Genomic DNA, 20,970 nt, shown 5'->3' on the forward strand with positions numbered 1-20,970 from the left:
GAGATCTCCGGGCGCCCCCCTCACGCGTGTATCCCTCAGCCCGTCCTACGTTCGAGAACGGGCCCGCACGAGTCCTTGTCGTCAGCCCGTCCGACGCCAGACGACGAGGCCGCACAGGTCCCCACCAGCCCGTCCGGCGATTGAGGACGAGGCCCGTGCAGGGCCGGAGCCGGGGTCCGGGGGCGCAGCCCCCGGGGACGGTCACGCCGACACCGGGAACTACCCCTCGCGACGGTGCCGCCCACCGGCCTCCGACGCCTCCGCGGCAGCGGCCGCGGCCTTCTCCTCCGCCTCCATCTCCGCGAACACATCGATCGGCGCGGGCGCCTTCGCGAGGAAGACCCACGTCAGCCAGACGGCGAGCAGGAACGGCGGGATCTTCAGGGCGATCAGCACCCAGCCCAGCTGCGCGGTGTCGGCCCACCAGTACAGCGGGAACAGGATCGCGCACTTGGCGAGCAGGATCAGCCCCCACGCCCAGCTGGCCTTGGCGTACGCCTTCTTGCGGCCCGGGTTACGGGTCCGCCAGGAGAGGTTCTCCTTGAAGACCGGGCCCAGGATCAGGCCGATCAGCGGCACCCCGCACAGTGTCGTGATGATGTAGGCGAGGGCCAGGCCCAGCGTGTAGAGCATGCCCGGCAGATAGAAGTCCTTGGCGTTGCCGGTCATCATCGCGAAGACGACGCCGAAGGCGACGCCGAAGACCCCGCTGAAGGCGTGCTTGACCGTGTCCTTCATCGCCAGGCGGACCACGACCAGGATCAGCGACACCGCGAGCGCGGCGATCGCGGACATGTGCAGATCCTTGTTGATCGTGAAGATCGTGACGAAGAGCAGGCCGGGCACGACCGTCTCGACCATGCCCCGTACCCCGCCGAACGCCTCGAACAGCGCGGCCTCGGTCACCGCCCGGGCGTCGGCCGCGGTCTTGTCGTCCGCGGTCGTGTCTTCGGTCGGCTTGTCGAGCGACGTCACCGGCTACTCCCTACCCAGGGGTCTCAGTTCGTACTTGGGGTTGAACAGCACCCGGCGGCCCCGGCTCATGGAGACCCGCCCCGATGCGATGAGCCTGCGTCCCGGCTCTATGCCCACTATGGAGCGCCTGCCCAGCCACACCACGTCCAGCGCGGCGCTGCCGTCGAACAGCTCGGCCTCCAGGGCCGGGACCCCGGCGCGTGGCCGCAGAGTGACCGTGCGCAAGGTACCAGTAACCGTGACGATCTGGCGGTCCTGGCAGTCTCCGATCCGGGTGCATCCGGTCGTCTCGGCGTCCTCGCGCAGTTCCTCGGACTCCAGGTCCTCCTGCGACGAGGAGAGCCGGTCGAGCATGCGCCGGAACCGGCCCACCGGCTTTTCGGAACGAGGGACAGCGCTCATGTCTGAAGGGTACCGGGGCACGCCCGCGGAGCCGTAGCCGCCGCCCCACCCTTCGCACTAGCGCTCGAACCGGTATCCCATCCCGGGTTCCGTGACGAAGTGCCTGGGGTGCGAGGGGTCCGCCTCGAGCTTGCGTCTCAGCTGCGCCATGTACACCCGCAGGTAGTTGGTCTCCGTTCCGTAGGACGGCCCCCACACCTCCTGGAGCAGCTGCTTCTGGCTGACCAGCCGGCCGGTGTTGCGCACCAGCACCTCCAGCAGATGCCACTCCGTGGGGGTCAGCCGTACGTCCTTCCCGGCCCGGTTGACCTTCTTCGCGGCCAGGTCGACGGTGAATCCGTCGGTCTCCACCAGGACCTCGTCCTCACCGCCCCCGGCGGGTTCCGCCCGGCGGACGGCGGCTCGCAGCCGGGCCAGCAGCTCGTCCATGCCGAACGGCTTGGTGACGTAGTCGTCGGCCCCCGCGTCGAGCGCCTCGACCTTCTCGTCCGAGGAGTGCCGGGCGGACAGCACCAGGATCGGCACCCTGGTCCAGCCGCGCAGTCCCTTGATGACCTCGACGCCGTCCATGTCGGGCAGCCCCAGGTCGAGGACGATCACGTCCGGGTGGCGGGCGGCGGCGAGCCGGAGGGCGGTGGCGCCGTCGTGGGCCGCGTCGACCTCGTACCTGCGGGCCTTGAGGTTGATCACGAGGGCGCGGACGATCTGTGGCTCGTCGTCGATCACGAGCACTCTCGTGGGGGCCTGGGGCGTCCCCTCGGCCGGGCTCAGCATGAGGCATGCCTTTCGGGTTGTGCGGGTTGCGGCTCGAGGCGCGGTCCCGCCGCGCGGACGGTGAGGACCATGGTGAGGCCGCCGCCGGGGGTGTCCTCGGCGTTGAGGGTGCCGCCCATGGCCTCGGCGAAGCCACGCGCGACCGCGAGACCCAGTCCCACCCCGGCCCCGCGCGGGGCGTCGCCGTAGCGCTGGAAGGGAGCGAATATCCGCTCCTTGGCCTCGTCGGGAACGCCCGGCCCGCGGTCCACTACCCGCACCTCGACCCGGTCGGACATCGCGCTCGCCGAGACCAGCACGGGCTCGCCGCCCGGACTGTACTTGACCGCGTTCTCCACGAGGTTGGCGACCGAGCGCTCCAGCAGCCCGGCGTCCACGGCGACCATGGGCAGCGACTCCGGGATGTCCAGCTCCACGCTCGCCGCCGGATCGGGGACCCCGCCGAGCGCCATCGGCACCACCTCGTCCAGGTCGATCTCCCGGATGATCGGCGTGACCGTGCCGGTCTGGAGGCGGGACATGTCCAGCAGGTTGCCCACCAGGTGGTCGAGGCGGTCCGCGCCCTCCTCGATGCCCTCGAGCAGCTCGGCCCGGTCCTCCTCGGACCAGGCCACGTCGTCGGATCTGAGACTCGACACCGCCGCCTTGATCCCGGCCAGCGGGGTCCGCAGGTCGTGGCTCACGGCGGCCAGCAGGGCCGTGCGGATGCGGTTGCCCTCGGCCAGCGCACGGGCCTGGTCGGCCTCCTCCTGGAGGCGCCGCCGGTCCAGTACGACGACCGCCTGCGCGGCGAACGCGGCCAGTACCCGCCGGTCCTCAGCGGGCAGCAACCGCCCGGTGAGCGCCAGCGCGAGGTGGTCGCCGACCGGCACGTCCACGTCCGCGTCCTCGGGCCGCTCGACCGGTCGTCCGAACCCGACGTGGCCCGCGCGGGTCCACGGCGCTTGGTCGTCCGCCCGCTCCAGCAGTGCCGCCGACTCCATCCCGAAGGTCTCGCGCACCCGCTCCAGCAGCGCCTCCAGGCTGCTCTCGCCCCGCAGCACGCTGCCCGCCAGGTAGGACAGGATCTCCGACTCGGCCCGCAGCCGGGCCGCCTGGTGCGTACGCCGGGCCGCCAGGTCCACCACCGAGGCCACGGAGACCCCCACCCCGACGAAGATCAGGATGGCGACGATGTTCTTCGGGTCGGCGATCGTCCATCTGTGCAGGGGCGGTGTGTAGAAGTAGTTCAGCAGGAGCGAGCCCACCGCCGCCGAGGCCAGGGCCGGCAGCAGCCCGCCGAGCAGGGCCGCCGCCACCGTCACGGCCAGGAACAGCAGCATGTCGTTGGCGAGGCCGAGGTGGACGGTGTTCAGCAGCAGCGCCAGCAGTGCCGGGCCCACCACGCCGACCAGCCAGCCCCAGATGATCCGGGCCCGCCCGAGCCGGGCGCCCCGGGCCACCGGCAGCCCACGCCCCTTGGCGACCTCTTCGTGGGTGACGATGTGCACGTCGAGGTCGGACCCCGACTCCCGGGCGACCGTCGCGCCGACCCCGGGCCCGAAGACGTACTGCCAGGCCTTGCGGCGCGAGGAGCCGAGCACGATCTGCGTGGCGTTGACCCCGCGGGCGAAGTCGAGCAGCGCGGCCGGGATGTCGTCGCCGACCACGTGGTGGAAGGTGCCGCCCAGGTCCTCCACGAGGGTGCGCTGGACCGCCAGTTCCTTGGGCGAGGCGGAGGTCAGGCCGTCGCTGCGCGCGATGTACACGGCCAGCACCTCCCCGCCCGCGCCCTTCTCCGCCAGCCGCGCCGCCCGCCGGATCAGGGTGCGCCCCTCCGGGCCGCCGGTCAGCCCGACCACGATCCGCTCGCGCGAACCCCAGATCGCCGACACATGGTGCTCGCTGCGGTACTGCTTCAGGTACTCGTCGACCCGGTCGGCCACCCACAGCAGGGCCAGCTCCCGCAGGGCGGTGAGGTTGCCGGGCCGGAAGTAGTTGGACAGGGCCGCGTCGACCTTGTCCGGCTTGTAGATGTTCCCGTGCGCCATCCGCCGCCGCAGCGCCTGCGGTGACATGTCCACCAGCTCGATCTGGTCGGCGTGCCGGACGAACTCGTCGGGCACCGTCTCCTGCTGCCGTACCCCTGTGATCGACTCCACGACGTCACCGAGGGACTCCAGGTGCTGGATGTTCACGGTCGAGACCACGTCGACGCCGGCGGCGAGCAGTTCCTGCACGTCCTGCCAGCGCTTAGGGTTGCGCGAGCCCGGGACGTTGGTGTGCGCGAGTTCGTCCACCAGGGCGACCCGCGGGGCGCGGGCGAGGACCGCGTCCACGTCCATCTCGGTGAAGCCTGCGCCCCGGTATTCCAGTTCCCGGCGCGGGACCTGTTCGAGGCCGTGCAGCATCACCTCGGTGCGCTGCCTCCCGTGGTGCTCGACGAACGCCACCACGCAGTCCGTGCCGCGCTCCACCCGGCGGTGCGCCTCGGACAGCATCGCGTATGTCTTGCCCACGCCCGGTGCCGCACCGAGGTAGATCCGGAGCTTTCCGCGTGCCATGGCCTCATTGTCTTCCCGTGACTCCTGCGTACGCAGCGTCGACCTTACGGCCAACAGTTCCGGCATAAGGGGCGAGCTGAAGGGTGAGGGGCGCCTTTGACGCAACCCTGACGCGGCGAGACGAACACCGGCGCCCCTCACCCCTCCATCGGACGAGCCCCCCGAATCGGTTCACGTACATCGGGTGACGGACCTGGAGTCACGGGCACCGGGTCACGCGGGATTGTCCCCGTGGGTGAGCGTCTCCCAGGCGACGAAGAGGTTGTTGCTGCCGGCCGGGCGGTTCTGGAGGGTCAGCGTCCGGGTGTTGCTCATCGCGATGCCCAGGCGGTTGTGCAGCGCGTTGTAGCCGACCTCGGTGACCGGGCCGAGCGCCTGGTTCAGCGAGCCGCCGCACAGCCAGCCCGGAACAGCCGCGCCGAGCTCGTACTTGGCCTGGAGGCCGAGGGCCTGCCGCAGCCGCTCGCCGACATCGGTGCCGTACAGGTCCTGTCCCTGGATCCGGCTGGTCTCGGCGACGTGCGAGATCGCGGAGATGCCGTACCCGGTGTGGGTGAGGTCGCGGCAGGTCTCCTGGGTCAGACCGGTGACGAAGGTGCCCTGCCCCTGCCAGTAGGCGACGATCTTGTCCCGGGTGTTCAGGTTCTGGCTCGGCACGGTCTTCGGCAGCTCGCCGTCGGAGGCCAGGTAGACGTAGGCCGCCGTGCGGGTGCGGAACTTCGCCATGGCCTTGTCGTACGACGTCCTGTCCTCGAGGAAGACGGAGATGCCGATCGCGGCCTCCGTCATGGACAGCTCCCAGTTCCCGTTGGAGTTGGAGCCGTTGATGACCTCGGGCAGGTAGACGTCCCGCAGCATGGTCGCGAAGCGGCCGGAGCCGGCCCAGCCGCCGGCGTACGTGTACTTGATGATCTCGGCGGCCCTGGGCCAGGACGAGCCGGCCCAGCCGGTCTGGAGGGGCGCGTTGCTGTTCGTGTGGTCCTTGACGACGGCCGACCAGGCGTCCATCAGCCCGATGGCCTTCTTCGCGTACCGCTCGTCCCGTGTGACGTACCAGGCGAGGGCGTCGGTGTACGCCGCGAGGGCGTCCTCCCGCTCGTCCGTGCAGCCGTAGTCCGGGTTGGAGTAGGACCCGCACTCGACCACGGCGCGCGGCTTGGGGGTGCGGCTCAGACTGGCGTACCTGCTCGCCAGAAGCTGATCGAAGGCGCCCTTCCAGGGCTGCGCCGCGGAGTCGACCTTGCCCCGGACGAAGTCCAGCTGCGCCCGGGAGACGGTGACCCCGGGGTGGGCGAAGGCGGTGGGGGCGGCTTGGGCCCGCGGGACGTTCGGGGACACGAGAGCGCCCAGGACCAGGGCGGTGACGGTCACCAGAAATGCGGTTCGACGCACAGCAGCTCCGTTCTTGTTCGTGTATGTGAACACAGAGCGCCCTTGTGAACTCAGGCGTTGAGCGGAGACCGTAGGTCCAGACCAATAGGCCGTCAAGGGTTCACACACGAGAAGAGCGCCAGACGCGAGCGCGACAAGGGCCGCACCCCGCGCGGGGTGCGGCCCTTGCAGTCGTACGTGCGGTCTGCCGTCGCGGACTAGCGGACCTCGGTGATCTCCGGTCCGCGCTGGAGCTGGCCCATGCCGCCGGAGAAGCGGGAGCTGTCGTCCTGCTGCTGGACGCCTTCGGGGACCATCTGCGCGTCGTTCGGCAGCTTGAGGACGATCGGGTCGCGGGGCGCCATCGGGCCCTCGCCGCGGACCACGACGGTGTCCCGGAAGATCTGCTCGAGCAGACCGGCCGCCTGCGGCTGCACCGCGCCCTGCCCCGAGATGACTCCGCGCAGGAACCAGCGGGGACCGTCCACACCGACGAACCGCACGACGTGGAAGCCACCCGTGCCGTCCGGCAGCTGCACCGGCACCTGGGCGCGCAGCTCCCAGCCCAGCGGGCCTTCGACCTCGTCGACGATGCCGCCCTGCTGAGTGATGCCGGAGCCGATCTCCTCGCGCACCTCGCCCCAGATGCCCTCGCGCTTGGGAGCGGCGAAGGCCTGGAGCTGGACGGCGCTGTCGCGCAGCACGACGGTCGCCGCGACGATCGCGTCACCGGCGACCTCGACCCGCAGCTCCATGCCGTCGACCCCGGGCACGAAGATCCCGCCGAGGTCCACGCGGCCCTCGGCCGGGTCGCGCACCTCCGAGTCGTCCCAGGGCCCGTCGGGCCGCGGCTCGGGCTCGAGCCGCACCCGCTCGCGCCCGCCCTCTACGTCGTCCGCCTCAGCGCCGACACTGTCGACGACCTGCTCGGCCTCGCCGGCCGCGTCCTCGGCGGCACCCTTCTTCTTGCGACGTCCGAACACGTCACTGTCCTTCCCGGTCGGATACGACCGATGCGTATCGATTCCCACCCGTCGCGCCGCCCTCGGCGGCCGAGGCGCTTGTACCGCTTTCACCGCCCACGGCGGCATGCCCGCCGGTGGACCCGAAGCCCCCTGCGGCCCGCGCCGATTCGGGAAGCTCCGCCACCTCCTGGAAGCGGACCCTCTCGACCTGCTGGACGACCAGTTGGGCAATCCGGTCGAAGCGCTCGAACCGCACGGACTCGCGCGGGTCGAGATTCACCACGATCACCTTGATCTCCCCACGGTACCCGGCATCAACCGTCCCCGGGGCATTCACGAGGGCGACGCCGCACCGGGCGGCCAGCCCCGAGCGCGGGTGCACGAAGGCCGCGTACCCCTCGGGCAGGGCGATGGACACCCCCGTGGGCAGTACGGCCCGCTCCCCCGGCGCGAGTTCATGGCTGCGCGTGGTGCGCAGGTCGGCCCCGGCGTCGCCCGGGTGCTCGTACGTCGGAAGCGGTACGTCGGGGTCGACGCGCCGGATCAGAACGTTCAGGGGGTCGCGGCTCACGGGTTCACCTCGAAGGCGCGGGTGCGCCTGATCTGGTCCGGGTCGCTCATGGCGGCCCGGATCTCCGCCTCACGGCCGTGGCTCACGAAGTGCTCGACCGCGACCTCGACGAAGAGTGCGTCGGCACGGACGGCGAGCGGCCCGTCGGGACCGCCGATCCGTCCGGTGGCACTCGAGTAGATCTTGCGCCTGGCCACCGCCGTCACCTCGGCCTCGAGGTACAGCGTGGTACCGACCGGCACGGGACGGACGAAGTCGGTCTCCAGTCGTCCGGTCACGGCGATCGTCCGCAGCAGCCAGTTCAGCGAGCCGAGTGTCTCGTCGAGGGCGGTGGCCAGGACCCCGCCGTGCGCGAGGCCGGGCGCGCCCTGATGGGCGGGCTGCACGGTGAACTCGGCGGTGACGGTCACTCCCTCGCCGGCCCGCGCCTCCAGATGCAGCCCATGGGCCTGCTCGCCGCCACATCCGAAACAGTGTTCGTAGTGGGCACCGAGAAGCTCGCCGGGCACGGGAGCGTCGGGGTGCCGAACGGGTTTCACGGCATCGGCCGGAGGCTCAAGAGCTGCGGAAGTACCACTCACAGCCGCAGACCTTACCCGCGCGTCCGCCGTATCAGGACACCGTGCCAAGCTTGGCTCCATGCAGCTCTCGACCACCCCGTACGAAGAACGCCTGACCGCCCCCCGATCGTGGTGGTTCGTCTCGTTCCTCGTGGGTGTCTCCATGGCCCTGATCCTGCTGCCCTTCGGCACCCTGCCGTTGCTCGGCGGTCTGGTCGGCGGCACCGCGGCCGCGGCGGTGGTGGCCAGCTCCTACGGTTCCCTGCGCATCCGCGTCGTGGGCGACTCGCTGATCGCGGGCGAGGCCAGGATCCCGGTCGCGGCCCTGGGCGAGGCGGAGATCCTGGACGCCGACGAGGCGCGCGCCTGGCGCACGTACAAGGCCGACACCCGGGCCTTCCTGCTGCTGCGCTCCTACATCCCGGGGGCCCTGCGGGTCGAGGTCACCGACCCGGACGACCCCACGCCCTACCTGTACCTGTCGACGCGGGAGCCGGAGCGCCTGGCAGAGGCGCTGAAGGCGGCGCGGGAGGCGACGGCGTAACCGGAGCGCGGAGCCTCAGCGCCCGACCTCTCGGGGGTTCTCGGGGTCGTCGGGCCCCAAGGGGTTCTCGGGGCCCAAGAGGTTCTCCGGGCCCAAGGGGTTCCTGGAGATCTCCCCCATGGCCAGGGGATCCGCCGGACTCTCCAGCGGCGGAAGATCCGGCAGCGCGTCCCACGGCACCTGCATCTTCCGCAGGTCGGCCCGGACCTTCGCGGCCACTCTCCTGGTGTCCCGCCGGTTCATGACCGCGCCGACCACGGCGCCCACCATGAAGGGCATCAGGTTCGGCAGGTCACGGACCATGCGCTTCATGATCTGCTGGCGCAGCTCACGCTTCATCTGCCCGCCGAGCGCCGAGTTGATCGAGGACGGCTTCAGGACGTTGACGCCCCGTTCGCCCGACCACGAGCGCAGATACGCGGTACTGCGGTCCTTGAGACTGCCCGCCGGCCGTACGCCGTAGACCTCATGGAGCTCGGCGATCAGTTTCAGCTCGATCGCGGCGACCCCGGTGATCTCCGCGGCCAGCTCGGTCGGCATCGCGGGCGGCACGGGAAGCATCGCCGCCGCTCCGATGCCCGCTCCGACGGTGGACGTGGCGTTCGCCGCGCCAGACACGAGCTTGTCCGCGAGCTGCTCGGGCCCGAGACCGGGGAACTGCCTGCGCAGCGTCTGCAGGTCCCGTACGGGGACCCGTGGGGCGATGTCGATGATCCGGTCGGCGAGGTGCCCCAGGCCCGCCCTGGCGCGGTTCCCGCCCTTGCGGGCGCCTTCCCGGGCCAGGTCCGTCGCCCTGTCCCGGATGACCGCCGCCCGCCGCCTTGCGACGGGGGCGGCGCTCCGCGTCGGCGCCGGGAGGTCAGCCCGGTCAGCCGCGGGTTCGAGCGAGGCCGATCCCGCAGGGACCGCTCCCGTACCGGATGAGCCTCGCTCGTCGTCACGCACGCCGTGGGGGCCGCGGGAAGGCCCCTTGTCCGTTCCCCACGGAGGGAAGCGGCGCTTCCGAGGTGGGGTCGAGCCAGTCACGGCCGACCCCGCCTCAGTCGCAGTCGCGGCAGATCGGCTGGCCGTTCTTCTCCCGGGCCAGCTGGCTGCGGTGGTGCACCAGGAAGCAGCTCATGCAAGTGAACTCGTCCTGCTGCTTGGGCAGCACCCGGACGGCCAGTTCCTCGTTCGAGAGGTCTGCGCCGGGCAGCTCGAGCCCCTCCGCGGCCTCGAATTCGTCGACGTCGACTGCGGAGGCGGACTTGTCGTTCCGCCTGGCCTTCAGCTCTTCGAGACTGTCTGAGTCGACGTCGTCATCGGTCTTGCGTGGGGTGTCGTAATCGGTAGCCATTTCGCCTCTCCCCCTCTGGGTATCTGCTGGTGTCTCCAGCGCACGTAACGCGTGAGAGGCCGGACTTGTGCCCGCCTCGAGGCGGAGATTTTGCCTCACATCAAGGTCTGTTACTCAATCGACACCCAACCGAACTCCTCACGAGTGATCGGCTTGGATGGCGATCGGGACCGTACACGGTCCGAATGCCGCACTTCAAAGGCGTCTCACCGTGTACTTCCCGTGATCAGGACCCCTGAAAACCCGGATTTTCCGGGCTTTACGACGGGATTCATGATCACGGAGAGTAGATAGCCAGAAATTCGCCCTTGTGATCGATCACACACGGGAAACCCAGGTCGGGACCCAGAGAATTCCGCGCAAAGCGAACATCCCCGCGTGTGTCGGCGACATGATCTCAGACGGGGAAGGTGACCCGCATCACGAGCCCACCCCCCTCGCGCGGCTGGGCCGCGATATGGCCGCCGTGCGCCCGGGCCACGGACCGCACGATGGACAGGCCCAACCCGACCCCCTTGTCACTGCCCGTCCGCTCCGTACGCAGGCGACGGAAGGGCTCGAACAGATTGTCGATCTCATAAGCGGGCACGACCGGGCCGGTGTTCGACACGACGAGGACCGCCTGTCCGTGCTGGACCTCGGTGGTCACCTCGACCCAGCCGTCCTCGGACACGTTGTACCGTACGGCGTTCTGCACGAGATTCAGCGCGATCCGCTCCAACAGGACGCCGTTGCCCTGGACGACCGCGGGTTTCTGCTCCCCGCGGATCACCACGCCCCTGGCCACCGCCTCCCCGTGCACCTGGTCGATGGCCTGCTCGGCGACCTCCGCGAGGTCGACCGGCTTGCGCTCGACGATCTGGTTGTCGCTGCGGGCGAGCAGCAGCAGGCCCTCGACGAGCTGCTCGCTGCGCTCGTTGGTGGCCAGCAGCGTCTTGCCGAGCTGTTGCAGTTCCACCGGCGCGTCCGGATCGGAGAGATGAACTTCGAGCAGCGTGCGGTTGATCGCCAGCGGTGTCCTCAGCTCGTGCGAGGCGTTGCCCACGAAGCGCTGCTGCGCCGTGAAGGCCCGCTGGAGGCGCTCCAGCATGTCGTCGAAGGTGTCGGCCAGCTCCTTGAGCTCGTCGTCCGGTCCGTCCAGCTCGATACGGCGGGACAGGTCCGAGCCCGCCACCGCGCGTGCGGTCCGGGTGATCCGGCCGAGCGGGGACAGCACCCGGCCGGCCATGGCGTAACCGAAGGCGAAGGCGATCACGGCGAGGCCCAGGAGGGCCAGCAGGGACCGGCTGAGGAGGTCGTCAAGGGCGTGCTGGCGCTGGACGGCGTCGCACTGCTTGAGCACCGAGTTGATCTCGTCCCCGGTCGCGGAGTTCACGGCGGGGCAGGTCGCGCTGGTGACGTTGAGATTGGCCCCGCTCACCTGCAGGGACTGACCGCCGCCGCCCTCGTGGAGAGCCTGCGCGGCCAGCAGGTAGATGATCGACAGCAGCAGGATGCCGGCGATCAGGAACATCCCGCCGTACAGCAGCGTGAGCCGTATCCGGATGGTCGGGCGCAGCCAGGGGAACGGGGTCTGCGGGCTCCTGGGGTCCCAGGTGGGCTTGGGGGGCGCCTGGGGAGGCGCGGGTGTCGATGCCACGGCGGATCAGATCCGGTAGCCGGAACCGGGGACGGTGACGATCACCGGAGGTTCGCCCAGCTTGCGGCGGAGCGTCATGACCGTCACGCGTACGACGTTGGTGAACGGGTCGGTGTTCTCGTCCCAGGCCTTCTCGAGGAGCTGCTCCGCGGAGACCACCGCTCCCTCGCTGCGCATCAGCACCTCCAGGACGGCGAACTCCTTGGGCGCGAGCTGGACCTCCTTGCCGTCGCGGAAGACCTCGCGGCGGTTGGGGTCGAGCTTGATGCCGGCCCGCTCCAGGACGGGCGGCAGCGGCAGGCTGGTGCGCCGGCCGAGGGCACGCACGCGTGCGATCAGCTCGCTGAAGGCGAAGGGCTTGGGGAGATAGTCGTCGGCGCCGATCTCCAGGCCCTCGACACGGTCGCTGACGTCACCGGAGGCCGTGAGCATCAGCACGCGCGTGGGCATGCCGAGTTCGACGATCTTGCGGCAGACGTCGTCGCCGTGGACGAGGGGGAGGTCCCGGTCGAGGACGACCACGTCGTAGTCGTTGACGCCGATGCGCTCCAGGGCGGCCGCACCGTCGTACACGACGTCGACGGCCATGGCCTCCCGGCGCAGTCCGGTGGCCACCGCATCGGCGAGCAGCTGCTCGTCCTCGACGACGAGTACGCGCACGTCGCTTGTCCTTCCTGTGTCCACCCGCGTAGCGCTCCGTGAGCGCACTCGGGCAGGGGTCTGGGTGAGCGTGGGCCTCCATCCTGCCCTTTTCGGCCATAAGTCGGCGGTAAGGCGGGTGCGCGGGAGATGAAGGACGGGTGTGAAGCCCGGGAATGCGAGATTTTCTCGCGAGGTTGAGGTTTCCGCGGAAGAGAGCAGGGGGAGGACGGCTTTACACCCCGCGATCACGCTCTGCATGTGCCGCAGCACCATGCGGTACTCCGCGGTCCGTTTGCCGCAGAGCGGGCGTGGGTGTCCGGCACCGTCGCCGCCCGGCCGGGCAGCGCTGGGCACCTGTGGCAGACGTGATCGCCCCTTCCCAACCGGCACACCCCCGTGCCACCGACCCACGACCCAGGACGAGGGGGCGCAGCATGGACGCATTCACCGCAGGTCTTCTGCACCGCATAAGGACGACCGAGTCCGACCTGACGCGGGCTCGCGACGAGGGCGACGACTTCCTCGTCGAGGTGGAACAGGCCGAGCTCGACGACCTGCGCCGCCTCGCCGCCGAGCACGGTGTGGAGGTCGGCGCGACGAGCGTCTGAGCAGTTCGCAGGTACACGGAGGGGCCCCGGCGAATCCAGCGCCGGGGCCCTTCGCGTGGCCGCGCGGGAGCGGCTCAGTCGTGCCAGGCGCCGAAGTCCTCCAGGAGCCGCTGGAGGGGCTCGAAGACGCCGGGGGCTGCTGCCACCGTCAGGTCGCGTGCGGGGCGCTCTCCGGGCCGCCCACCGGTCAGCGCGCCCGCTTCCCGGGCGATCAGGTCGCCCGCGGCGAGGTCCCAGGGATGCAGTCCGCGTTCGTAGTAGCCGTCGAGGCGGCCCGCGGCCACGTCGCACAGGTCGACGGCGGCCGAGCCGCTGCGCCGGATGTCCCGCAGCAGCGGGATCAGCCGCTGCGCGACGTCGGCCTGGTGGGCGCGGACTTCGGTGACGTAGTTGAAGCCGGTGGAGACCAGGGCCCGGTCGAGGGGCGCCGCGGGACGGCAGGACAGGGCGCGCTCGCCCTCCCGGGCGCCGCTCCCCCACGCCCCGCCGCCGCGCACCGCGTGGTACGTCTCGCCGCGCATCGGGATCTCGACGACCCCGGCGACGGTCTCGCCGTCCTGCTCGGCGGCGATGGAGACGGCCCAGGTCGGCAGTCCGTAGAGGTAGTTGACCGTGCCGTCGAGGGGGTCGATCACCCAGCGGATACCGCTGCCGCCCTCGCTGGAGGCGCCCTCCTCGCCGAGGAAGCCGTCGTCGGGGCGGTGCTCGGAGAGGTAACCCGTGATCAGTTTCTCGGCCGCGATGTCCATCTCGGTGACCACGTCGATCGGGCTCGACTTGGTGGCGGCGACCGCGAGATCGGCCGGGCGGCCGTCCCGCAGCAGCTCGCCGGCCCGGCGGGCGGCCTCCTTGGCGAGCTCGAGCAATTCCGTGTGCAGGGGGTCGGTCACGCCGTTCCTCACGCGTAGGGGCTGTCGGCGCCCGCGGCGGCGGGCTTGGGGGCGCGGGCGGGGCAGCAGCCGACCGGGCACAGGTTGTGGCTCGCGCCGAGCATCCCCAGGGCGCACGGGGTGACCTCGAGGCCGCTCTCCGCCGCGGCGCGCTCCAGGACGAGCTCACGGATCGCGGCGGCGAAGCGCGGGTCGGCGCCGACGGTGGCCGATCGGCGCACCGGCAGGCCCAGCTCCTCGGCCTTGGCCCTGGCCTCCGTGTCGAGGTCGTAGAGGACCTCCATGTGGTCGGAGACGAAGCCGATGGGGGCCATCACGACGGCCGGGACGCCGGCCGCGTGCCGCTCCTCCAGGTGGTCGCAGATGTCGGGCTCCAGCCAGGGGATGTGCGGGGCGCCGGAGCGGGACTGGTAGACGAGCTGCCAGGGGTGGTCCACGCCGGTGCGCTCGCGGACGGCGTCGGCGATGAGCCGGGCGGTGTCCAGGTGCTGCTTCACGTACGCGCCGCCGTCGCCGTGGTCCTCGACCGGGCCGGAGGTGTCCGCGGAGGCGTTCGGGATGGAGTGGGTCGAGAAGGCGAGGTGCGCGCCGTCCCTGACCTCCTCGGGGAGGTCGGCCAGCGACCGCAGCACACCCTCGATCATGGGCTCCAGGAAGCCGGGGTGGTTGAAGTAGTGCCGCAGCTTGTCGACCTTCGGCGGCTCGAGTCCCTCGTCCTCCAGCGCGGCCAGCGAGTCGGCGAGGTTCTCGCGGTACTGGCGGCAGCCGGAGTACGAGGCGTAGGCACTGGTGGCGAGGACGAGGATGCGGCGGCGGCCGTCGGTGACCATCTCGCGCAGGGTGTCCGTGAGGTACGGGGCCCAGTTGCGGTTGCCCCAGTAGACCGGCAGGTCCAGGCCGTGGTCGGCGAAGTCCTTGCGCAGGGCGTCCAGCAGGGCGCGGTTCTGGTCGTTGATGGGGCTGACCCCGCCGAACAGGAAGTAGTGCCGGCCCACTTCTTTGAGGCGTTCCTTGGGGATGCCTCGCCCGCGCGTCACGTTCTCCAGGAACGGAACCACGTCGTCCGGGCCTTCCGGGCCGCCGAAGGAGAGCAGGAGCAGGGCGTCGTAGGGGGTGGCATCGAGCGCGTCTCGCATGAGTCGATCCTGCCACCCGCCTCCGACAGACGGTGAACGGCGGGGTGCCGGGCGGGGCGTCGTCCAAAACCGGGTGCGTTAGGGTTGCCTAACTTCGTAAGCTGTATGAGCTGCATTCACGCCTTACCGGTTCTGCCGGGCTCTTCGCACGCCTTACCGAGTCCCTGCCGAGCCGCCTTCCCCACGCCGCGCCGAGCCGTCACGCGCGCGTGCCCGGACCCACCGGAGACCCCGTGCCCAGCCCGTACCGCGCCCTGTTCGCCGCCCCCGGCTCCAAGGGCTTCTCCGCCGCGGGGCTCGTCGGCAGGATGCCGCTGTCGATGATGGGCATCGGCGTGGTCACGATGGTCTCCCAGCTCACAGGGCGCTACGGGCTCGCGGGCGCGCTGTCGGCGACCATCGCGCTGGCGGCGGCCGCCTTCGGGCCGCAGATCTCGCGCCTGGTGGATGTGCACGGCCAGCGCAGGGTGCTGCGCCCCGCGACGCTGGTCGCGCTCGCCGCCGCGGCCGGGCTGCTGCTGGCCGCGCACTTCGAGTGGCCGGACTGGGTGCTGTTCGTGTGCGCCGCCGGCATCGGTTCCGTGCCGAGCCTCGGCGCGATGATCCGGGCCCGCTGGGCGGCCCTGTACCGGGGCACGCCGCAACTGCACACCGCGTACTCCTTCGAGTCCGTCGTGGACGAGGTGTGCTTCATCTTCGGGCCGATCATTTCCATCGGTCTGTCCACGGCCTGGTTCCCGGAAGCGGGCCCGCTGCTGGCGGCGGGCTTCCTCGCGGTCGGTGTCTTCTGGCTGACGGCCCAGCGGGCCACCGAGCCCGCGCCGCACCCGCGCGAGCAGCGCGGCGGCGGTTCGGCCCTGCGCTCGCCCGGACTCCAGGTCCTGGCGGTCACCTTCGTGGCGACCGGAACGATCTTCGGGGCGGTCGACGTGGTCACCGTCGCCTTCGCCGACGAGCAGGGCCACAAGGGCGCCGCCAGCGTCGTGCTGGCCGTCTACGCGGCCGGTTCCTGCGCGGCAGGGCTCGTGTTCGGCCTGCTGCACCTCAAGGGGGCACCGGAACGTCGCTGGCTGCTGGGCGTGTTCATGATGGGCGTGAGTATGATCCCCCTCCTACTGGTCGGAAACTTGCCGTTTCTGGCCGTGGCGCTGTTCTTTGCGGGTCTGGCCATCGCTCCCACGATGATCACCACGATGTCCCTCATCGAAGAGCACGTACCACGCGCACAACTGACCGAGGGCATGACCTGGATCAGCACCGGGCTCGCGGTCGGCGTCGCGCTCGGCTCCTCCATCGCCGGCTGGGTCATCGACGCGGCGGGCGCACGGGCCGGGTACGGGGTTCCGGCGGTGTCCGGAGCCGTCGCGGTCGCGGTCGGTTTCCTCGGGTACCGCCGGCTGAGCAGGCCGGCTCCGGGTCGGGGAGGCAGCGTTGAGCAGCACAGCGAGCGGGACGAACGCCACGTGGCGTAACTGGGGCGGCAATGTCGCCGCACGCCCCGCGCGGGAGGTCACGCCCGCTTCCGTCGACGAACTGGCCGAGGCCGTGCGCCGGGCCGCCGAGGACGGGCTGAAGGTGAAGGCCGTCGGGACCGGCCACTCCTTCACGTCGATCGCGGCGACCGACGGCGTATTGATCCGCCCTCAACTCTTGACCGGCATCCGCAACATTGATCGCGACAACATGACCGTCACGGTCGAGGCCGGCACCCCGCTCAAGAGGCTCAACCTGGCGCTCGCGCGCGAGGGCCTGTCGCTCACCAACATGGGCGACATCATGGAACAGACGGTCTCCGGGGCCACCAGCACGGGTACGCACGGCACCGGCCGCGAATCCGCCTCGATAGCCGCCCAGATCAAGGGCCTCGAACTCGTCACGGCGGACGGCTCGGTGCTCAGCTGCTCGGAGAAGGGAACCGAAGAGGAGCGCGCGCTCTTCGCCGCCGCCCGGATCGGCCTGGGCGCCCTCGGCATCGTCACCGCGATCACCTTCGCCGTGGAACCGATCTTCCTGCTCACCGCGCGGGAGGAGCCGATGCCCCTGGACAAGGTCCTCGCCGACTTCGACGGACTGTGGGCCGAGAACGAGCACTTCGAGTTCTACTGGTTCCCGCACACCGGCAGCACCAACACCAAGCGCAACAACCGCAGCGCGGGCCCCCGCCAACCGGTGAGCCAGGTCTCGAGCTGGATCGAGGACGAGTTCCTCTCCAACGGTGTCTTCCAGGTGGCCCAGTGGGTCGGCCGGGCGGTGCCCGCCACGATCCCGGCCATCGCGCAGGTGTCCAGCAAGGCCCTGTCCCCGCGCACCTACACGGACATCCCCTACAAGGTCTTCACGTCTCCGCGCCGGGTGCGCTTCGTGGAGATGGAGTACGCCGTCCCGCGCGAGGCGGTGACCGAGACGCTGCGCGAGCTGAAGGCGATGCTCGACCGCTCGGGGCTGCGGGTCAGCTTCCCCGTGGAGGTGCGCACCGCACCCGCCGACGACATCACCCTGTCCACCGCCTCCGGCCGCGACAGTGCCTACATCGCCGTCCACATGGTCAAGGGCACGCCCTACCAGGGGTACTTCACCGCCGCCGAGCGCATCTTCACCGCGCACGAGGGCCGGCCGCACTGGGGCAAGGTGCACACGCGGGACGCGGAGTACTTCGCCGGTGTCTATCCGCGCTTCGGCGAGTTCACGGCGCTGCGGGATCGGCTGGATCCTGATCGCCTGTTCCAGAACGACTACTTGCGGAGGGTTCTGGGGTCGTAGCGGACTCCGTGGGCGTGGGGGCCGCCGAGTCGTCGGCCCCGGTGCCGTCCTCCGTGGCCGGGGGAGTCGCCGTCCCGCCGGTCGTAGCGTCTCCGGTGTCCTCGCCCGCGTCCGGACCGCCGTCGCCCGCCGGGGAGGACGCACCGCCCGGGGGAGCCGGCTCCCCCGTCGAGGGAGTGGAAGTCGGGGACGAGGACGGTGACGGCGTGGCGGTGGCCGAGTCCTCGTCGGAGGAGCCGGACGGGGAACCGGACGAGGAACCGCCGCCGCCGGTGACCGCCTGGGTGACCGTCGTACTCCGGTCGCCACTGAAGCTGTCGCCCGACGCCAGCTCGTACGTGGTGATCCCGGCCATCGCGACCCCGAAGACCAGCGCGGCCGCCACCACCGGTCGCTTGCGGCGCCCGATCCGGGCGCGGTGGACGGTGCCCTCGGTGAACTCGCCCGTGGTGGGCGGTGTCCGCACCGTCGGTGGCGCGACGATCTGTGGGTCGTGCGGCGGTGCCTCGCGGAACTGCTGCCCGGTGCGCCTGAAGAAGTGCTGGAAGAGCGATCCGCCACAGGTGGCGACGACACTGACCAGACCCGCGCCGAGGATCGTGCCGTAGACCCCGAAGTACGAGGCGAGTTTCGCGGCGACCACCGCGGCCACGGCGCTGCCGGCGACCTGAGGCACGCTCAGGTCGATCCGCTTCCGTTTCACCTCCTCCCCGGCACTCGACTCGTCAACGACTTCGGGCCTTTCACGCATACCGGGAGCTTGCCTGCCTTTCCCGCACTTGATCAATCAACTGCACGAGAAGGGGACGTACGGACGAAACCGATAGTTCCTTTTCGGGAGATTGCGTGAACTACGCCACGCCCAAGATCGCGAAACGCCCGTCACGGACGGCCAAGTCCCACCTCTCGACAGAAGTCGGATGGCGCGCCAATCCACGCACGTGGCCCAAATGGAGTACTGTTGCGAGCCCTGGGCCCGGTCTCCCTCCAGGATGTCCGGGGCCTCGCTGGACCGCTTGAGGGGGGCTAGTTGCACAGGGTGACGGCGTTGGTCACTTAGCGTGGCGAACAGGTAACCGTGCCATAACGGCGACGCGGGACCTGAGCGCGACACGCCGGGCAACTCGGCAAGGTTGTGGCAGGCTGCACCCGGGCAGGCCACACTCGACTAGCGGAAGCAGCGACGCACGTGACGTCGGCAGGCACCACCCGGGAGGTCCCCATGCCCGAACTGCGTGTCGTGGCCGTCTCGAATGACGGCACACGGCTGGTGCTGAAGGCTGCGGACAGCACGGAGTACACGCTTCCGATCGATGAGCGTCTGCGCGCCGCCGTCCGCGGCGACCGTCCCCGCCTCGGCCAGATCGAGATCGAGGTGGAGAGCCATCTCCGCCCCCGTGACATCCAGGCGCGTATACGTGCCGGTGCCACCGCGGAAGAAGTCGCCCAGATGGCCGGCATCCCGGTCGACCGTGTGCGCCGCTTCGAGGGCCCCGTGCTGGCCGAGCGCGCCTTCATGGCCGAGCGGGCCCGGAAGACTCCGGTCCGTCGGCCCGGTGAGAACGCCGGACCCCAACTCGGCGAGGCCGTCCAGGAACGGCTGCTGCTGCGCGGCGCCGACAAGGACACCGTCCAGTGGGACTCGTGGCGTCGTGACGACGGCACCTGGGAAGTCCTGCTGGTCTACCTGGTCGCGGGCGAACCGCACTCGGCGAGCTGGACGTACGACCCGCCCCGGCGGCTGGTCCAGGCCGTCGACGACGAGGCGCGTTCGCTGATCGGCGAGTCCGACGACCTGGCCGCTCCCGAGCCCAGCTTTCCGTTCGTCCCGCGCATCGCACGACTGCCGCGCGACCGTCCGCTGGACCGCGCGCTCGACCGGCCCGGCCTGCAGGCCCAGCCGTCCGAGCCCGCCGAGGAGAGCATCGGCGAGCGGGAACGCGACTCCCTGACCAGCCTGTTGGAGGCGGTGCCGAGCTTCCGTGGCGACATGATCGTCCCGGAACGCCCGGCAGAACCCGCCCCGGAGGAGCCCGACGAGCAGGAGCCCGTCGCCGAGGAACCCCCGGCGCCGGCCGCCTCCGCCGGATCCGCCTACGCGGACGTCCTCATGCCGCGTTCCGTCGGCAGCCACCGCGACCGTCTCGTGGGCGCCACCGACCGTCAGGCCGAGGCGGACGGCGTCCGTCCGGGCCGCCGGGCCGCGGTGCCGAGCTGGGACGAGATCGTGTTCGGCACCCGGCGGAAGAAGCAGGAGTAACCGGCCCTCGGGCAACTCGCCCGGGGCGTCGGCCGGTTCGCGCAATCCGGTGGACACGCCAGTACATACGTGGGGGAGGGCCGCACTGTTCGGCGCGGCCCTCCCCGACATGTCCGCGCGACGGGACTACCGAGGATCGGGACCCACGGCGACCGGCCGGGCCGGGTCCGAGGACCACTCCGACCAGGAGCCGACATACAGGGCCGCCGGGATCCCCGCGACCGCCAGGGCCAGCACCTCGTGGGCGCCGGAGACGCCCGAGCCGCAGTACACGCCGACCTCGGTGTCGTCGGACGCCCCCAGCGCCTTGAAGCGGTCCTTGAGGTCCTCGGCGGACAGGAAGCGGCCGTCCGGGCCCACGTTGTCGTTCGTGGGCGCGGAGACGGCACCCGGAATGTGCCCGCCGACCCGGTCGATCGGCTCGACCTCGCCCCGGTACCGCTCCCCCGCGCGGGCGTCGAACAGCACTCCGGAGCGGGCGAGAGCGGCGGCCCCGTCGGCGTCGAGAAGTCCCGTGGCTCCCGGCACGGGCTCGAAGTCGCCCTCCACGCGCGCGGGGACGTCGCCCGAGAGGTCCCCCTGCCACGACGGCAACCCGCCGTCGAGGACCCGCACGTCCGGGTGACCCGTCCAGCGCAGCAGCCACCACGCGCGAGCCGCCGCCCAGCCCTGCCCGCCGTCGTACACGACCACCGGCCTGCCCGCCGAGACACCCGCCCGGCGCATCACGGAACCGAACAGCGCGATGTCGGGCAGCGGATGCCGGCCGCGGCCGCCCGGCGCTCCGGCGAGCTCCCGGTCCAGGTCGACGTAGACCGCGCCGGGCACGTGCCCCGCCCCGTACGCGGCGCGCCCGTCGAACGGCGGCTCCCCCGCCGCCTTTGCCACGCTGAGCTGCCAGCGGACGTCGAGGACGACGGGCGGATTCTCCCCCGCCAGGTCGCCGGCCAGTTCCGGTGCGGTGATGATGGCGTTCATGGTCACCATCCTCGCG

Annotated in this window: 21 protein-coding genes; 5 read left to right on the plus strand and 16 right to left on the minus strand. The window is 71.0% G+C overall.

Annotation, left to right across the window (positions count from 1 at the left end; genetic code table 11):
• Window positions 1-219: 219 nt before the first annotated feature.
• The 8 genes from ACFWBD_RS14515 to ACFWBD_RS14550 form a co-directional block, all read right to left on the minus strand.
• Window positions 220-975 (minus strand): DUF3159 domain-containing protein, encoded by a 756-nt coding sequence (locus ACFWBD_RS14515; protein ID WP_314224433.1) that lies wholly within the window; start codon window positions 973-975, stop codon window positions 220-222.
• Between the two features lie 3 nt (window positions 976-978).
• Complete coding sequence (locus ACFWBD_RS14520; protein ID WP_327318363.1) at window positions 979-1,377, minus strand: OB-fold nucleic acid binding domain-containing protein; 399 nt, start codon at window positions 1,375-1,377, stop codon at window positions 979-981.
• A 57-nt stretch (window positions 1,378-1,434) separates the two neighbouring features.
• Window positions 1,435-2,151, minus strand: coding sequence for a response regulator (locus ACFWBD_RS14525; protein WP_057605715.1), 717 nt, complete (start codon window positions 2,149-2,151; stop codon window positions 1,435-1,437).
• Window positions 2,145-4,694: an ATP-binding protein gene (locus ACFWBD_RS14530; RefSeq protein WP_385666851.1), complete on the minus strand. Its 2,550-nt coding sequence runs from the start codon at window positions 4,692-4,694 to the stop codon at window positions 2,145-2,147. Before ACFWBD_RS14530 ends, ACFWBD_RS14525 begins: the two co-directional genes overlap by 7 nt.
• A 213-nt stretch (window positions 4,695-4,907) precedes the next feature.
• Window positions 4,908-6,086, minus strand: coding sequence for an alginate lyase family protein (locus tag ACFWBD_RS14535; RefSeq protein ID WP_385666853.1), 1,179 nt, complete (start codon window positions 6,084-6,086; stop codon window positions 4,908-4,910).
• 197 nt (window positions 6,087-6,283) lie between these two features.
• Window positions 6,284-7,048: a DUF3710 domain-containing protein gene (locus ACFWBD_RS14540; protein WP_385666855.1), complete on the minus strand. Its 765-nt coding sequence runs from the start codon at window positions 7,046-7,048 to the stop codon at window positions 6,284-6,286.
• A gap of 1 nt (window position 7,049) precedes the next feature.
• Window positions 7,050-7,601, minus strand: a complete 552-nt coding sequence (gene dut / locus ACFWBD_RS14545) for a dUTP diphosphatase (protein WP_054243626.1) — start codon at window positions 7,599-7,601, stop codon at window positions 7,050-7,052.
• Window positions 7,598-8,182 carry a PaaI family thioesterase gene (locus tag ACFWBD_RS14550; RefSeq protein ID WP_385666857.1) on the minus strand — a complete coding sequence of 195 codons (585 nt, stop codon included), beginning with the start codon at window positions 8,180-8,182 and terminating at the stop codon, window positions 7,598-7,600. Before ACFWBD_RS14550 ends, dut begins: the two co-directional genes overlap by 4 nt.
• A gap of 58 nt (window positions 8,183-8,240) precedes the next feature.
• Between ACFWBD_RS14550 and ACFWBD_RS14555 the strand changes: the two genes are divergently transcribed.
• Complete coding sequence (locus ACFWBD_RS14555; RefSeq protein ID WP_385666859.1) at window positions 8,241-8,705, plus strand: DUF3093 domain-containing protein; 465 nt, start codon at window positions 8,241-8,243, stop codon at window positions 8,703-8,705.
• 15 nt (window positions 8,706-8,720) lie between these two features.
• Here the strand turns inward: ACFWBD_RS14555 and ACFWBD_RS14560 are convergent, their stop codons facing one another.
• The 4 genes from ACFWBD_RS14560 to ACFWBD_RS14575 form a co-directional block, all read right to left on the minus strand.
• Window positions 8,721-9,731, minus strand: a complete 1,011-nt coding sequence (locus ACFWBD_RS14560; RefSeq protein WP_385666861.1) for a hypothetical protein — start codon at window positions 9,729-9,731, stop codon at window positions 8,721-8,723.
• Between the two features lie 13 nt (window positions 9,732-9,744).
• Window positions 9,745-10,041, minus strand: a complete 297-nt coding sequence (locus tag ACFWBD_RS14565) for a DUF4193 domain-containing protein (protein ID WP_003993510.1) — start codon at window positions 10,039-10,041, stop codon at window positions 9,745-9,747.
• Between the two features lie 397 nt (window positions 10,042-10,438).
• The gene (locus ACFWBD_RS14570) at window positions 10,439-11,680 is read right to left on the minus strand and encodes a sensor histidine kinase (protein ID WP_385666862.1); all 1,242 of its coding nucleotides are present in this window, start codon (window positions 11,678-11,680) and stop codon (window positions 10,439-10,441) included.
• 6 nt (window positions 11,681-11,686) lie between these two features.
• Entirely contained in the window at window positions 11,687-12,340 is a 654-nt protein-coding gene (locus tag ACFWBD_RS14575) for a response regulator transcription factor (RefSeq protein ID WP_020125132.1), read from the minus strand.
• A 416-nt stretch (window positions 12,341-12,756) separates the two neighbouring features.
• Between ACFWBD_RS14575 and ACFWBD_RS14580 the strand changes: the two genes are divergently transcribed.
• Window positions 12,757-12,930, plus strand: a complete 174-nt coding sequence (locus ACFWBD_RS14580; protein ID WP_171399964.1) for a hypothetical protein — start codon at window positions 12,757-12,759, stop codon at window positions 12,928-12,930.
• Between the two features lie 74 nt (window positions 12,931-13,004).
• Here ACFWBD_RS14580 and ACFWBD_RS14585 read toward each other — a convergent pair whose 3' ends face one another.
• Together ACFWBD_RS14585 and ACFWBD_RS14590 are read right to left on the minus strand one after the other, a co-directional pair.
• The gene (locus ACFWBD_RS14585; protein ID WP_385666865.1) at window positions 13,005-13,820 is read right to left on the minus strand and encodes an inositol monophosphatase family protein; all 816 of its coding nucleotides are present in this window, start codon (window positions 13,818-13,820) and stop codon (window positions 13,005-13,007) included.
• Between the two features lie 8 nt (window positions 13,821-13,828).
• Window positions 13,829-14,956, minus strand: coding sequence for a ferrochelatase (locus ACFWBD_RS14590; RefSeq protein WP_385666867.1), 1,128 nt, complete (start codon window positions 14,954-14,956; stop codon window positions 13,829-13,831).
• Between the two features lie 233 nt (window positions 14,957-15,189).
• Here ACFWBD_RS14590 and ACFWBD_RS14595 point away from each other — a divergent pair, with 233 nt between their 5' ends.
• Window positions 15,190-16,428, plus strand: coding sequence for an MFS transporter (locus tag ACFWBD_RS14595; RefSeq protein ID WP_385666869.1), 1,239 nt, complete (start codon window positions 15,190-15,192; stop codon window positions 16,426-16,428).
• Window positions 16,388-17,716 carry a D-arabinono-1,4-lactone oxidase gene (locus tag ACFWBD_RS14600; protein ID WP_385666871.1) on the plus strand — a complete coding sequence of 443 codons (1,329 nt, stop codon included), beginning with the start codon at window positions 16,388-16,390 and terminating at the stop codon, window positions 17,714-17,716. Before ACFWBD_RS14595 ends, ACFWBD_RS14600 begins: the two co-directional genes overlap by 41 nt.
• Here ACFWBD_RS14600 and ACFWBD_RS14605 read toward each other — a convergent pair.
• Window positions 17,640-18,467 (minus strand): hypothetical protein, encoded by an 828-nt coding sequence (locus ACFWBD_RS14605; RefSeq protein ID WP_385666873.1) that lies wholly within the window; start codon window positions 18,465-18,467, stop codon window positions 17,640-17,642. The genes ACFWBD_RS14600 and ACFWBD_RS14605 overlap by 77 nt on opposite strands.
• Before the next feature lie 471 nt (window positions 18,468-18,938).
• Here ACFWBD_RS14605 and sepH point away from each other — a divergent pair, with 471 nt between their 5' ends.
• Window positions 18,939-19,976, plus strand: coding sequence for a septation protein SepH (gene sepH / locus ACFWBD_RS14610; protein WP_385666875.1), 1,038 nt, complete (start codon window positions 18,939-18,941; stop codon window positions 19,974-19,976).
• A 126-nt stretch (window positions 19,977-20,102) separates the two neighbouring features.
• Here sepH and ACFWBD_RS14615 read toward each other — a convergent pair whose 3' ends face one another.
• On the minus strand, window positions 20,103-20,954 hold the full coding sequence (locus ACFWBD_RS14615) for a sulfurtransferase (RefSeq protein WP_385666877.1): 852 nt from the start codon (window positions 20,952-20,954) through the stop codon (window positions 20,103-20,105).
• Window positions 20,955-20,970 lie beyond the last annotated feature (16 nt).

This window comes from Streptomyces sp. NPDC060002 (assembly GCF_042737245.1).
In the GTDB taxonomy this organism is placed as follows: domain Bacteria; phylum Actinomycetota; class Actinomycetes; order Streptomycetales; family Streptomycetaceae; genus Streptomyces.